The sequence below is a fragment of the Anabaena sp. AL93 genome (genome assembly GCF_001672085.1).
GTDB lineage: Bacteria > Cyanobacteriota > Cyanobacteriia > Cyanobacteriales > Nostocaceae > Dolichospermum > Dolichospermum heterosporum.
Genome location: NZ_LJOU01000047.1, coordinates 1 through 15229 on the forward strand (window position 1 = coordinate 1; position 15229 = coordinate 15229).

Genomic DNA, 15229 nt, shown 5'->3' on the forward strand with positions numbered 1-15229 from the left:
TCAAAAATCCCCGAAAAGGACAAGGGGGTTATGTGGTGAATGTTGGATTTAGAGTCGAAGGAAAACAACCGACATCTGGGAGTAAAGGCAAGACGAGCAAAATCAGAACCGTAAATACAGAGAAAGTACTGAATACCCTCAAAGGTCATGAGAGTTATGTCAGGAGTGTGGGATTTAGCCCCGACGGCAAACAACTGGTTTCTGGGAGTTCAGACAGGACGATCAAAATCTGGGACGTGACCACAGGGAAAGTCCTGAATACCCTCAAAGGTCATGAGAGTGAGGTCTGGAGTGTGAGATTTAGCCCCGACGGACAACAACTGGCTTCTGGGAGTAATGACAAGACGATCAAAATCTGGGACGTGACCACAGGGAAAGTCCTGAATACCCTGAACGGTCATGAGAGTGAGGTCATTAGTGTGGGATTTAGCCCCGACGGCAAAAAACTGGCTTCTGGGAGTAAAGACAAGACGATCAAAATCTGGAACGTGACCACAGGGAAACTCCTGAATACCCTCAAAGGTCATGAGAGTGAGGTCAGGAGTGTGGGATTTAGCCCCGACGGCAAAAAACTGGCTTCTGGGAGTAAAGACAAGACGATCAAAATCTGGGACGTGACCACAGGGAAAGTCCTGAATACCCTCAAAGGTCATGAGAGTGAGGTCTGGAGTGTGAGATTTAGCCCCGACGGACAACAACTGGCTTCTGGGAGTAATGACAAGACGATCAAAATCTGGAACGTGACCACAGGGAAAGTCCTGAATACGCTCAAAGGTCATGAGAGTGAGGTCAATAGTGTGGGATTTAGCCCCGACGGCAAACAACTGGTTTCTGGGAGTTCAGACAGCACGATCAAAATCTGGGACGTAACCACAGGGGAAGTCCTGAATACCCTGAAAGGTCATGAGAATTGGGTCAGGAGTGTGGGATTTAGCCCCGACGGACAACAACTGGCTTCTGGGAGTGATGACAACACCATCAAAATCTGGGACGTAACCACAGGGAAAGTCCTGAAGACCCTTCCTTCGGAACGCTACGCTAACAAAGGTCATGAGAGTGGGGTCAATAGTGTGGAATTTAGCCCCGACGGCAAACAAATACTGGCTTTTGGGAGTGCTGACATGACGATCAAAATCTGGGACGTGACCACAGGGAAAGTCCTGAAAGATTATGAGGATGTGGTCACTAGTGTGGGATTTAGCCCCGACGGACAACAACTGGCTTCTGGGAGTGGTGACAACACCATCAAAATCTGGAACGTGACCACAGGGAAAGTCCTGAATACCCTAAAAGGTCATAAGGGTTATGTCAGGAGTGTGGGATTTAGCCCCGACGGCAAACAAATACTGGCTTCTGGGAGTGATGACGACACGATCAAAATCTGGGACGTAACCACAGGGAAAGTCCTCAATACTCTCAAAGGTCATGAGAGTGGGGTCAATAGTGTGGAATTTAGCCCCGACGGCGAAAAACTGGCTTCTGGGAGTGGTGATAACACCATCAAAATCTGGGATGTGACTACAGGGAAAGTCCTCAATACCCTGAAAGGTCATGATAGTTCGAGCGTCCTAAGTGGGGTCAATAGTGTGGAATTTAGCCCCGACGGCAAACAACTGGTTTCTGGGAGTGGTGACAAGACGATCAAAATCTGGGACGTAACCACAGGGAAAGTCCTGAATACCCTGAAAGGTCATGAGGGTTGGGTCAATAGTGTGGGATTTAGCCCGGACGGACAACAACTGGCTTCTGGGAGTAATGACAACACCATCAAAATCTGGGACGTAACCACAGGGAAAGTCCTGAATACCCTGAAAGGTCATGAGGGTTGGGTCAATAGTGTGGGATTTAGCCCCGACGGCAAACAACTAGCTTCTGGGAGTGAAGACAAGACGATCATTTTATGGGATTTGGATTTAGATAATTTAGTCACCAGTGGTTGCAATTTGCTGAATAATTATTTGATTGGTAATCCTCAAGTGTTGGCAGAATTAAAAGATTGCCAAACTCCATCTCGGTTATTATTAGCAGCAACGGTGTTAGTTATCCAAGGTGAGAACTTAGCAGAAAATGATGATATAAATGGGGCTTTGGCTAATTTCCGTCAAGCCAAAGAATGGGATAAAAATTTACAATTTGACCCCCAAGCAAAAGCACAGGAGTTTGCTAAAAAAGGTCAGGTTAAATGAGTAAAATTTGTCTGAATCAGGATTTACAGGATTATGGGATTTTCAGGATTTATTTTTTGGTTTGAGTTGGGATTTTTTGGATTTTAAGGATGTGGAGGATTTATATGAAGTTGGATGAGATAACATATAGGGTTAATGGTTGTGCGATGAAGGTACATGATAAGTAGGTTAGCATTGAAAATCGTCGTTATGGCAAGGCAACAGGCAAGAGGCAAGAGGCAAGAGTGAAGAGGGTTTGGGCGATTTTACTTTTCTTTACACAGATTGGTTTTATTGTGTTCACCTACTTACTCTGGGTAATGGTTTTCAGGAGGTTATTTATCAAAGATGTTTGGAAATTGAGTTGAAAAGGGCGGGTTTGAATTTTGGTCGGGAGGTGGAACAAGTTATTTATTATGATGGCATTGATGTGGGTACGCGCAGGGCAGATTTTCTGGTGGAAGACCAGGTTATTGTGGAGTTGAAGGCGCTGATCAATTTGGAGGATGTGCATTTATCACAGGTGAAAAATTATGTTGTCGCTTATGATTTCCCTGTGGGGTTGCTGATTAATTTTGGTGCTGTTAGTCTTCAGTTTAAAAAGGTATTTAATCCTAAATATAAAGGTGTTTTTGTCTGAATCAGGATTTTCGGGATTATGGGATTTTCAGGATTTTTTTGTCTGAATCAGGATTTTCAGGATTAAAGGATGTACAGGATTTATTTAATTCATCCGTCTTTATCTGCGTTTATCAGCGTTTATCAGCGTTTAATAAATCCAAAAATCTGATTCTATGCAGCTACATCTTAATTTGGTATAAGGAATACTGAAGACTAAGCGACAATAGATAGTAAACAAGGAAAAAAGATGTCAGAAAATCTTAAAAGTAAAACTATCACACAAGGGGTACAGCGATCGCCTAATCGTGCCATGCTGCGGGCTGTCGGTTTCCAAGATGAAGATTTTAACAAAGCCATAGTCGGTATAGCCAACGGTTACAGCACCATCACCCCTTGTAACATGGGGATTAACGAACTGGCACAAAGGGCGCAAACTGCTGTAAAAGCCGCCGGTGCCATGCCCCAAATTTTCGGCACAATTACTGTCAGTGACGGGATTTCCATGGGAACAGAAGGGATGAAATACTCCCTAGTATCACGGGAAGTCATCGCTGATTCCATTGAAACAGCCTGTAGCGCCCAAAGTATGGACGGTGTATTAGCAATTGGTGGTTGTGATAAAAATATGCCTGGGGCAATGTTAGCAATGGCGCGGATGAATATCCCTGCTATCTTTGTCTATGGTGGAACAATCAAACCCGGACATTATGAGGGTAAAGATTTAACCGTTGTCAGTTCCTTTGAAGCCGTTGGCCAATACAGTGCCGGCAAAATTGACGAAAATGAACTGTTAGCAGTTGAACGCGGCGCTTGTCCCGGTGCAGGGTCATGTGGAGGGATGTTTACAGCCAATACCATGTCTTCAGCATTTGAAGCAATGGGCATGAGTTTACCCTATTCCTCAACTATGGCCGCAGAAGACCCAGAAAAAGCCGACAGTACGGAACAATCAGCCGTTGTCCTCGTTGAAGCTATTCGCAAGCAGATATTACCTCGGCAAATCATCACCCGTAAATCCATAGAAAACGCCATTTCTGTAATTATGGCGGTAGGTGGTTCAACCAATGCAGTATTACATTTTTTAGCGATCGCCCGCGCTGCTGGTGTAGAATTAACCATAGACGACTTTGAAACCATCCGCGGTCGAGTTCCCGTCATTTGTGATTTAAAACCCAGTGGTAAATATGTCGCCACAGACTTACACAAAGCCGGCGGAATTCCCCAAGTCATGAAAATGCTTCTAGTCCATGACTTACTGCATGGAGACTGTATCACCATTTCCGGGCAAACCGTCGCCGAAGTTTTAGCAGATATCCCCGCCGAACCACGCCCAGACCAAGACGTAATTCGTCCCTGGAATAACCCCATGTATGCCCAGGGACACCTAGCCATTCTCAAAGGCAACCTCGCCACAGAAGGGGCAGTAGCAAAAATTACCGGAGTCAAAAAGCCAGTTATTACAGGACCCGCCAGGGTATTTGAATCAGAAGAATCCTGTTTAGATGCCATCCTCGCTGGAAAAATCACAGCCGGTGATGTCATTGTGATCCGTTACGAAGGACCAAAAGGTGGACCCGGCATGAGAGAAATGTTAGCCCCTACCTCCGCCATTATTGGTGCTGGTTTAGGAGACTCCGTAGGCTTAATTACCGACGGACGTTTCTCCGGTGGTACTTACGGCATGGTAGTCGGCCACGTTGCCCCAGAAGCGGCTGTAGGTGGTGCGATCGCCCTAGTAGCAGAAGGTGATAGCATTACCATAGATGCCCATAATCGTCTATTACAACTGAATATATCAGATGCAGAATTAGCCATCCGTCGCGCAAATTGGCAACCACTTCCACCCAGATATACCAAAGGCGTACTTGCCAAATATGCCAAATTGGTATCCTCCAGCAGTGTAGGTGCAGTCACAGATTTGGACTTATTTGCTAACTAGCAGCAATAAGTAATTGGACAAAAATATTTACAGTCATTGCGAGCGAAGGGAAGCAATCACAACCCTTGGAATTGCTTCATTTCACTTCGTTCCATATAGCTAACGCCACGCTGCGCTAACGCAATGACATTGTGTAATTAATTCTGTCTCACTACTTACCTTGTACACTTTCTGTAGTTGGGTTAAGCGACAGCGCAACCCAACGCATTTGTTGGGTTTCATGCTGATTGCTCCGTGAACGTTTACCAGAGAAATTGATTTATACATTAAAAAAATTTTAAATATCCTCTTAGTTTAGTCGCATTAATACTTTGACAATCCAAAAACAAAAATACATCACATCAACCACAAATACTTAAGTAGGTTAGCATTGAAAATCGTCGTTATGGCAAGGCAAGAGGCAAAAGGCAAGAGTGAAGAGGGTTTAGGCGATTTTACTTTTCTTTACACAGATTGGTTTTATTGTGTTCACCTACTTATAGATAACTAACTATACTAAACACGGTTGAGACATGGACTTTTACAAAATTACGAAAAACCTAGATTTGTAGGGGTAAAGCAAAAGCTTAATGGTGTCAACTTAAGCTACAGATGTCTTATTTGTTGGCTTCCACACCCACCCAGAAATGGATTTCCGGGCTAATAGCGAAAGTAAACTTTAGTTTAAGTAGGTGAGCGTTGAAAATTGTCGTTATGGCAAGGCAAAAGGCAAGAGGCAAGAGGCAAGAGTGAAAAGGGTTTGGGCGATTTTACATTTCTTTACACAGTTTGGTTTTATTGTGTTCACCTACTTACTCAAAAATTTCCGGGTTATTTAGTCATCTTCAGACAACTTCTGCTATTAGACTGGGAATTCATTCCCAGGCGGGCTACAGGTTTTACGTTAAGTTGACACCAATGAAGCTCTTGCTTTACCCCTACCCACAGAATCAAATTATTAAGCCGTGTTGAGTATATCGAACTCTTTCTAGATATACATGGATATAGAAAGATGACTTTTTATTTTTTACCATCTGTCCAATGTTTCAACTACCATCCTAATTATGACCACTACTGTAAGCATATAAACCCTGCCGTTGCTGTATTTGCACAAACTCAAATTAAGCCTGCTATAACGCCTGGAGTTAAAGAGTTTACCGATACAGTAGAGATTCCGCGAGTGATAGATTCAAATAAGCTATACTCGGATAAAATCTCTAACAAACCACTCAATAAAGAAGAAACAAATAGTAAAAATCAGGAAGTTACTCAAGAAGTTCCTAAAACCGCAGCAGTCTCGCCAGTTAATGAGTCTGCCCCTTCTCCCCCCAACCCATCCCCCCAACCCATCCCCCCCATTGATCCTAAAAATATTGCTGCTCAATGGGGTGTTTTGCCTGTTGCAATTGAAGTAGATGGACGTATGGTTGTTAAAAGTACATTGATAAGGGGAACTGAGGATGGTTCTCAGGCAATTCAATTTGATGATTGGCTTGTTCCCTATGATTCAATGATCAAGGCGTTAAATATTCGGGTGACTAATTTGCCTAATGGTCAGGTACAGTTACGATCACGCACAGTTATCTTCAATCTTGATCTTAGCCGCCTCAAACTCGACCCCGAAATTGGTGCTGTGTTGTCTATACGGGATGTTAAAGACTGGTTTGGTATTACTCCAGAATTTGACATTAATAATTATGGCATCCAAATTAAATATCCTGCCACAAACCAATCTGACCCCACCAAAGTCCCCGTTGAACCGCCCATTGACTTCACGAATATCCCCCATCTTTCCGCGCCTCGATTCACTGTCACCACCATAAATAAACAAGAAACAACCGAAAATTCCCCTTCTCGTGGTAGTCAGAACCGAACATTTACCAGTAGTGGTAGCTTGCTAGGAGGATCATGGCTTCTTACTCTCAATCAAACACGAACCCAAGACAAAAATAAAAATGAAACCATTTTGAGATTAGGTTCAGCCAGCTATACTCTCAACAAAAGCTCCACCGATTTATTTATAGGCTCACAACAGCCCTTTTGGCGTAGCACTAGCCCCAAACCTTTTTGGGGTGTAACTGCCGTCAAACGCTGGGGATTTACCATGCCCCTGGGGAACGGTGGAAACGCAAATACTCGTGTCCGGCCAACCAGTTTCGGTCAAACGGTGAGAGGTCAAGCCGCTCCAGGAACTTTAGTACAATTACTTTCTAGGTATAATCAGCAGCTTTTTGCCGAGGTTTTAGTGGATGAATCAGGAAAATACAGCTTTAACGATGTCACCCTTTCTGAGGTGCGATTACTGTTATATCCCCAAGGAAAACTGACATCTAAACCCGAAGAAAGGATTGTCAATCTCCCAATTATCCCTGGACAGTCGCCTTCCCAGACTTCTTCTCTAATGGTATCAGCCGGGACACGACGCAATAATTTTACTAATAACAAACAGTTTTTAGGAACTTTCAGTGATTTGTCTTTAGCTGCCAGCTATCGTTATGGGGTATCCCAAGAACTGACATTGGGAGCGATCGCTAGTTATGACAATGGTTTTTCCGCCTCAACAGAGTTGTTGTTTCAACCCGAAAATACTCCCCTACAAATTACAGCTTCGGCTTTAACTCCAACTCTGAACACAGATTGGGACTTTAATGCTAATATTCAGTATAATCCCACTCCTAAAATCAAAGCCAATTTAGCTACAGATTTACAACGCAGTAGTTTGAATATTAGTGGAACTATTTTACCCCGTCTATCGCTATTTAGTAATTTTAACTATGACTACACTGCTAGTTCGCCATTTAGGTACAACATTGGCGCGCGAACTAATATATTAGTCCGGAAAATTTCTGCTTCCCTAACTCTACAATGGAATAGTGTAAGCAAACTAAAATGGGATTTAACTGGCAAAATAGGTAATCTTGAACTCCAACATTCTCGTAGTAATTTTCTTACCAAAACTAACCTCACTTACAATCTCTTAGGTAACTCTAGATTAAAAGCAGGCAATTCCTATAATTCTCTGGGTTTGAGTTATCAAACTCTTGCATCACCTGGTTCTAGCAACTCTAAAGGGGACTCTTTACTAACTCTCAATTGGCGTTTTCAGCCAGATAAATCTAAATTGCAGGTAGAATTAGGTTATATTATTGGCTCAAATGGGTCGGGATTTATGACTAATTTCTCCCACGAAATCTTTTCCGGTTTATTTTTGCAAGCTAATTATAGTAATGTTGGTTTGGGGTCTAATAGTGGTAGATTTGAACTTTCACTATCAACTAATTTTGACTTCAAACGTGGTGTTTACCTAAAAGATTCTTCTCCACCTATAGGCGACATTTTTAGTGGTATTCTACTTAAACCATTTTTAGATAAAAATAATAACGGTACTAGAGAGCCAACAGAGCCTTTAATTGTCAAAAAATTCGACTCACTCTTGATTCTCAATAACAAGCCTATTTCCCAATATCCATCAGAAGTTACTGATAATGAGATTGTTGTACCCATTGACCCAGGACTTTATCGCCTTGACTTAGATCCTTCTAGCTATCCTCTAGATTGGTATCCTACTAAAAATACTGCTGTAGGGATTGAAGTTACAGGGGGAGGTTTTACAGAAGTCCTGATTCCCTTTGCTAGATCCTATACGATATCAGGAACTGCAACTGATTCTCAAGGAAAAGTTATGTCTGGTGCCAAGGTTGAAGCTGTGTCTTCTACCTCTAGTCACAGAGTCTTTTCTATTACTAGTGCGGACGGTATCTATTATCTAGAGGGATTAATAGACCCTAATTATAATCTTTTCATTAATAATATCCCCGCAGCACCGAAAACAATAGATCTAAGCCAATCCTCCGAACCATATCAACAGCTAAATTTGAGACTTAAACCGTAATATAACTGAGTTAGACATAAAAGAAAAAGTATTGATCTAAAATAGATAATAGTGTATTTTATTAACAATACCTTGTCCATTTTTTGTAGGTCGGGTTAAACGACAGCGCAACCCGACGCATTTGTTGGGTTATGGCTAATGCCACACTTCGTGAACGTACCTCAGTCCAACCTTGTATCTTAGAGGATGTTTTAAAAGTTTTCAAGGTATAAATTAACCCCTCTCCAAACCTCTCCCCGCTTCGGGGAGAGGCCTTGAAACCCCCCTTCCCAGCCTTCGGCACGCTGCGCTAACGTAGGGAAGGGGGGCAGGGGGGTTAGGTTTTTGGAGATTATTGGTTTTATTTAATACTTTTCAAACACCCTCTTAGAAGTATGTTAGAAGAAGTGGTAGAGCGTCCCAACCTGGGTCAGAAAAGATGGTAGAGACGTTACATGGAACATCTCTACTACAGGGGGTCAAGGTCAAGGATCTTTAATCTCTGGAGATGTCTATTGAACAGTTAAATCTGTTTGCTTGTTAATAGTATGTTTAGAGACAACTAATGTACTTTTACCGTGTTTAAAGTAACTCTGCCCGTACAGGGTGGAAAAACGCCAGAATGTCTAAAATCCCAAAAAAGTTTTCCACATACCGTGAGGTTTTATGAGTAACGTTAAACAGACCGTTTATCTGATTACAGATCGTCAACGGGACGGATTGATTGGCTATCTGCAAAATTGTCCTTACAAAGAAGTTGCAGGAGCAATTCAATTTCTAACTAGCGCCCCTAGTGCTGTTTTAAATGTAGATGTTCCAGAAGACCAGTCTGCTCCCAATAACGGAGAATCAGCGACTCCTGCTGCAAGTCTTGAGTTAACATCTGTCGCTTAGAGTAAGCCACAAAATATACTCAAAACGGCTTGATTGTTTGATTCTAAACGTAGGGGTAAAGCAAAAGCTTAATGGTGTCAACTTAAGCTCAAATCCCCACCACATCTCGTTCCTAGTCTCTGACTAGGAATGCAGTTAATGAGGCTCTGCCTCTAATATCATTGAAGGCAGAGCCTTCTAGAATTCATTCCCAGTCAGAGACTGGGAATGAGATGACTTGAGTTCTTTGCGGGATAGATGTTTTACGTTAAGTTGACACCAATGAAGCTCTTGCTTTACCGCTACACATCTGGGTTCTTTGTCATTTGGCAAAAGTTTAAATCTCACCCGTGTTTAGTATACTCAAAACGGCTAGAAGCTGGACTTTTTTATCGCCAAACCCGTAGGGGCGCAGGGCCTGCGCCCTCCATTCTATTTCATGAGAACGAGAATTGCTGTAAATATTATTCCTTTTCCCTCTCCTCTTAGGAGAGGGTTAGTGAGAGGGTTAGGGAGAGGTTTACCAGAGGGGTTTCATATTTGGTTAAACTACTAACCGTTTTCAGTATAGATGCGTTTCCCCTGTTACACTACCTCTCCAAAATTCGGCGGCTTTTCGGTTAACTTCATCCCATTCTTGACTTGATTTTAACCTTTTTACGCTCTCTTCTGTAATCAGTGGATGCAGCCAATACTTCCCCTTGGCAAATTCAAACAAACGCAAATTTTTTAAACTTCTAATTATATACATACGCTCTTGCTGGTCAGGAATATCCCACAACAAAGCTAGTAAGGCATCTTCGGTAACTTGCGGTATATCTTGATAGCGATAACACCCTAACCGACACAGTAACTTATAAGCATTTGGATTTAAACTTTGCAATCGGTTAAATTGATTGACAACTAAATTTTTTAATCCTCTTTCCACCAAAGTACAACTTTCTTGCCAATAAGCAGTTGCATCTCCTTCATAATCTGTTTTTATTGACCCAACTAGGGCGTGCATAGCTTTTGCATTACCCCCATATTTTATGTGCATTTCTTCTAGTAAAGAAATATCAATCTCGACTTCGTGAAATGCAAAAAATTCTTGCCACGCTGATACACCTAATCTACTTAAATAATAATGATAGATTATATCAACACGGTCATCAAATAAACATTCTCTACTAGTAATTATCGTAAATGACTGCACAGTTGCATCAGCTAAAACCCTGAATAATTCTAAATAACGACTATAATTTTGAATGAACCTACCATGTTTATCTAGTGCGGGTTCTAAGTTATCAATTAATATCCCGACTTGGCGATTTTGCAAGTGTTTTTTTAATCTTGCGAGTGCAATACCAAATTCCCTTCCTGGTTCTTGTTCAAAGTATTGTTGCAGCCATTCTTCAACTACGCTTTCTACGCTAATGATGTTCCCAGTCTCCCTAGCCATTTCTAGGGATAAAACTAAATCAAACCCTTGATTATCTAAATATTGCTTGGCTAAAGTTGTTTTACCTAGTCCTCCTGGTCCCTGAATAACAATCACTTTTTGATGTTGATTGATTAGAGTATTAAGCCTTGCTATGTCATCATCTCTACCGAAAAAATTAGACTGTTTGTTGTCAACAGGAAAGAAGTCTTGATGGCAACTCTTCGCAGTATTTGTATCTTTTGAAACTAGAAGGACATCTACGTTACGCTTATATGATATATTCAATGCCTTAAATACTATTTTAATTGCATACTCTTCAACACCCTGCTTTGTTAAAATTTTACGAATCGTATTGTCACTTATAATTTTATCAGTATTTTGCATCTTTTTCTTTACCCAAGTAACTCTATTACGAGGGTTTACGTGGTTTTCAGTAAGAGTATTAATTATTTTTTTCTCACCCAACTTGGTTAATAAGTATGTAGGGCGATTTCTTTGGTTTTTCACGACTGGGCGCATCTAAGGCTTGATGTTTAGTATATCTAACTTTCTTACTTATTTCCTCTATCTTTCGGTATCCCCCACCTGCTCTCTGCGCCCATTCACGACTCAACTTAAAAAATGATGAATTTAAGGAAGTTAAGGAAAATTGTCCTAAGTTTATTTTTTTTCCTGAATAGCTAAAACCAAATTATAAACCGATTTTCAGAATTGTAATTAATGAACTTTACTTAACTTTCTTAAATTCGTCCATACCATATAGAAAGAATGATGATATAGTGGGATCACTGGAGTTAATTGTCTTAATTATCAAGACTAACTACAGACACCAGTGTTCTACTTTAGGTATTAAAAAAAATGAAACGTATTTCTTTAATTTCTGCTCTTGTATTAGGCGGTTCTTTTTTATTAGCACCCGTAGCTAAGGCTGACCAAGAACTGAATGTGGACTTTACAGGTGTTGCTCAGGCTAACTGTTTGTTCACCAATATCCAATCGGGTACAATTATAGCCAAAGGTCGTGACCTGGGAACTATTGGCGCTGTCAATAACGCAGCACTGGACCCAGTTAGTGGTGTCAGCCCAGTCGCAGCAGCATTTACATCTACATGCAACTCAGGCACAGTATTTTTTGTAGACACTCCTGTTGCTGATGCAGCCAATAGTCCTCTTACTCTAATTAGTACCAAGTCAGTTTTAAAAACTACCACTACCGCTGTCGCTGGGAACGTAGTAGCTTATACCGCATCCCCTGGTACAGGCCTTGCTGGTACCTCTGTCAGAAGCGATGGTTTCATTCTTGGTACTGACCTTACTGCTGGTAATGTTACTGACCCAGTAGGTTGGACTGTTGATATGAACGCTCAAGTTAAGTCTACTATTCCCGTAGGTGTCTACAAATATACAGTTTTAGTAACGGCAGTTCCTCTATAGACAGCACTTAATCTGCGTTCCCATAGCCATGTAGATACCTGCCATGAAAGGTATCTGCATAACTAGATTAAATTACAGCGATTTCCAATCATAAGTAATTGGACAAAAATATTTACAGTAGACATCTCCAGAAATTAAATGTGCGTATCCTAGAACTCTTGTAGAGACGTTCCATGGAACGTCTCTACATTCTTTTTTGGAGATATTTAGTCATTGCGAGCGAAGGGAAGCAATCACAACCCTTGGAATTGCTTGATTTCACTTCGTTCCGTATGGCTAACGCCACGCTGCGCTAACGCAATAACATTGTGTAATTAATTCTGTCTCACTACTTACAAGGTACATCCTAGCCCCATTCATCGCTTGCGGAGAGGGGGTAGGGTTCTTGTTCTGGGTTTGATGACAATTTGCTATAACCTTAAAAACAAGCAATGCACCTGACTGACAAAATCAGTAGAGTTATTTTCAGTATACCTACAGCAATTCTCATTCTTATGAAATACAATGGAGGGCGCAATGGAGGGCGCAATGGAGGGCGCAATGAAGGGCGCAATGAAGGGCGCAATGGAGGGCGCAGGCCCTGCGCCCCTACGAGTTTTGCGATAAAAAACTGTACCTCATAACATCAGAAAGTGCTTTATGTTTACTATTTACCCTTCTTCTCTGCAAAATATCCTTAATTTTGGTATCCGCGTCCTTACTTGGGGAAGTTTTATCGGACTCCCTCTGGTGCTATCTGGCCAAATGGCTCAAGCACAATCCTTAAATTTGATTCCAAGCATTGTCGAGTTAAATAGCGAAGGTGGTAAGTCCGAAGGGGCATTTACCATCGTCAATGCCAGCACTACTGACCCTGTTCGCGCTCGACTCTATACCGAACCTTTTTCCTATACGGATGGAGGATTCGCTTCAGAACCTAATAGTAAAGCCGACCTTTCCCCCTATATTGTATTTTCTCCCCGTGAGTTAACAGTCGGACCAGGACAATCTAGACAGGTGCGACTCGTGACTCGTATTCCCAGAAATATCACTAATAAAGAGTATCGGGCGGTAGTGTATGTTCAATCATTAGCTGAATCTCCTGATAACCCCAATGCACCTAAGGATGTAGTCACTGTAAAAATGGGTCTTGTAACCAGAATTGGGGCAACCGTTTATGCTCGTCAAGGTAAAACTGCCGCCAATCTCAACATTACAGGCGTTGAATATAATCCTAAAGAACGAAAAATATTACTTGGTGTCCAAAATACTGGTAATGGTTCAACTCGTCCCTATATTGAATGGACACTTAAACAAGGGGATAAGGAAATTCTCAGTCAGGTAGGCCTACCTACATCAATAGTAGCTGAAAGTAGCCGTAAATTCCCGATTAGTTATCCGACAAAGGATGAAAAGCCTCTTCCCGCTGGGACTTATAATTTTTCTGGAAAACTTGTTTGGGTTAATAAAGGTTGGGCATTAAATTCTAGGACTAACCAAAATGTTCTCCCTTTCAATTTTTCCTTCACTGTACCTAGTAAATAATCACTGAGTAAGGATCAAAAAATCAAGGAATACTAAACACGGGCGAGATTTAAACTTTTGCCAAATGACAAAAAACCCAGATGTGTAGGGGTAAAGCAAGAGCTTCATTGGTGTCAACTTAAGCTCAAATCCCTAACACATCTCGTTCCTAGTCTCTGACTAGGAATGCAGTTGATGAGGCTCTGCCTCTAATATCATTGAAGGCAGAGCCTTCTAGAATTCATTCCCAGTCAGAGACTGGGAATGAAATGAGGGGAATTTAAACCCACGCACCATCTGGGTTTTGCCTGTGTAGACGCGGTTTCTAACCGCCCAGTTAACTATTTACAGAATCAAATGAATAATTCGTGTTGAAAATATATAATTTGTAAGGACTTCGCTTAAATGAGCATAAATGACATCACGAACCTAAACTCCTATAATTCTGACCCGCTACAGCCACTAAATTCAGAATTAGAAGATCCCTTGTATCAAAAACCATATAAATCCAGGAAAGCATCATCATCATGAAACCTAACACCATATTTCAAGACCTCAGCATTATCATTGCCACCAGCAACCACAACCCACGTATTCTGACTCACGATTTCCTCAAATGCAGCGATATTATCCCTATGGATTGGGAACTAGCGCAACAGCCAATAGTAGGAGATCAAGGTTCTCAAGTTATTTTCACAAATGCCCTGAGTTTGGTTGCTCAACCGGAACGTCTGATGTTTGTAGAAGTATTTGGAGATAAAAATATTGCAGATTTACAAATTGCGGCGATCGCTCACAAATACCTCAAAGCATTACCAAATATAGAATGTCAAGCCATAGGAATTAATCTTCGCAGCTATGCCAGTCCCACAGAAACAGATGGAGAAGCAGAAGTGCAAAACTATATGCAAAGTTTACTAGCTCCAGGACCTTGGCAAACAGTGGGACAAGAACCTATTCAACCAACAATCAGATTAACATTTACCCTAAAACATACCCAATTTAACCTCAGCATCAACGAAGGTCAACTCCACCAACCAGAACAAGCATCAAGTCCCATTGTCTTATTTTCTGGCAACTTTAGCTACAACGTTATAGGTGAAACTAAGGAAGGCAGACTTGCATCACTTACACAAAGTTTAAACAACTGGAAAACAGATTTAGAAACCTATCAAGAAATCATCAACACCAAATTTATAGCTCCTAAATTTCCCATTCTACAAGACGCACCGGAAGCCTTAAACCAGGAATTAATCACAGCTAGATAAATACCCTCTCTTAGTTATCCGAGAGCTTAATATATCCCCTGAAAATGGGGGTATTTTGGAATTTTTATTGTAAGTCACTTTTCCAGTATCAAGTTTTAATATCATCTCACCAAGTTCGCTTATTTATTACTACTAACAAAAAGGAACAAAATC

General features: G+C 41.4%; 9 protein-coding genes. 8 read left to right on the forward strand and 1 reads right to left on the reverse strand.

Annotation, left to right across the window (positions count from 1 at the left end):
- The 5 genes from AN486_RS13695 to AN486_RS13715 all read left to right on the forward strand — a co-directional run.
- A partial coding sequence (locus AN486_RS13695) for a WD40 repeat domain-containing protein (RefSeq protein ID WP_290601081.1) occupies positions 1 to 2186 on the forward strand: 2186 nt, incomplete at its 5' end.
- 331 nt (positions 2187 to 2517) lie between these two features.
- A complete protein-coding gene (locus AN486_RS13700) occupies positions 2518 to 2805 on the forward strand; it encodes a GxxExxY protein (protein WP_367142438.1) in 288 nt (95 codons plus the stop codon).
- 228 nt (positions 2806 to 3033) lie between these two features.
- Positions 3034 to 4725 carry a dihydroxy-acid dehydratase gene (gene ilvD, locus AN486_RS13705; protein ID WP_290601086.1) on the forward strand — a complete coding sequence of 564 codons (1692 nt, stop codon included), beginning with the start codon at positions 3034 to 3036 and terminating at the stop codon, positions 4723 to 4725.
- Between the two features lie 991 nt (positions 4726 to 5716).
- Positions 5717 to 8596, forward strand: a complete 2880-nt coding sequence (locus AN486_RS13710) for a carboxypeptidase-like regulatory domain-containing protein (RefSeq protein ID WP_053538831.1) — start codon at positions 5717 to 5719, stop codon at positions 8594 to 8596.
- 645 nt (positions 8597 to 9241) lie between these two features.
- Positions 9242 to 9469: a hypothetical protein gene (locus AN486_RS13715; protein ID WP_053538830.1), complete on the forward strand. Its 228-nt coding sequence runs from the start codon at positions 9242 to 9244 to the stop codon at positions 9467 to 9469.
- A gap of 541 nt (positions 9470 to 10010) precedes the next feature.
- Here AN486_RS13715 and AN486_RS13720 read toward each other — a convergent pair.
- On the reverse strand, positions 10011 to 11255 hold the full coding sequence (locus AN486_RS13720; RefSeq protein WP_290601089.1) for an ATP-binding protein: 1245 nt from the start codon (positions 11253 to 11255) through the stop codon (positions 10011 to 10013).
- A 474-nt stretch (positions 11256 to 11729) separates the two neighbouring features.
- On the opposite strand from AN486_RS13720, the gene AN486_RS13725 reads away from it, so the two are divergent.
- The 3 genes from AN486_RS13725 (at position 11730) to AN486_RS13735 (ending at position 15076) form a co-directional block, all read left to right on the forward strand.
- The gene (locus AN486_RS13725; protein WP_290601091.1) at positions 11730 to 12305 is read left to right on the forward strand and encodes a hypothetical protein; all 576 of its coding nucleotides are present in this window, start codon (positions 11730 to 11732) and stop codon (positions 12303 to 12305) included.
- A 639-nt stretch (positions 12306 to 12944) separates the two neighbouring features.
- A complete protein-coding gene (locus tag AN486_RS13730) occupies positions 12945 to 13829 on the forward strand; it encodes a hypothetical protein (protein WP_290601093.1) in 885 nt (294 codons plus the stop codon).
- Positions 13830 to 14335: 506 nt separating this feature from the next.
- Positions 14336 to 15076, forward strand: a complete 741-nt coding sequence (locus AN486_RS13735) for a hypothetical protein (protein ID WP_290601095.1) — start codon at positions 14336 to 14338, stop codon at positions 15074 to 15076.
- Positions 15077 to 15229 lie beyond the last annotated feature (153 nt).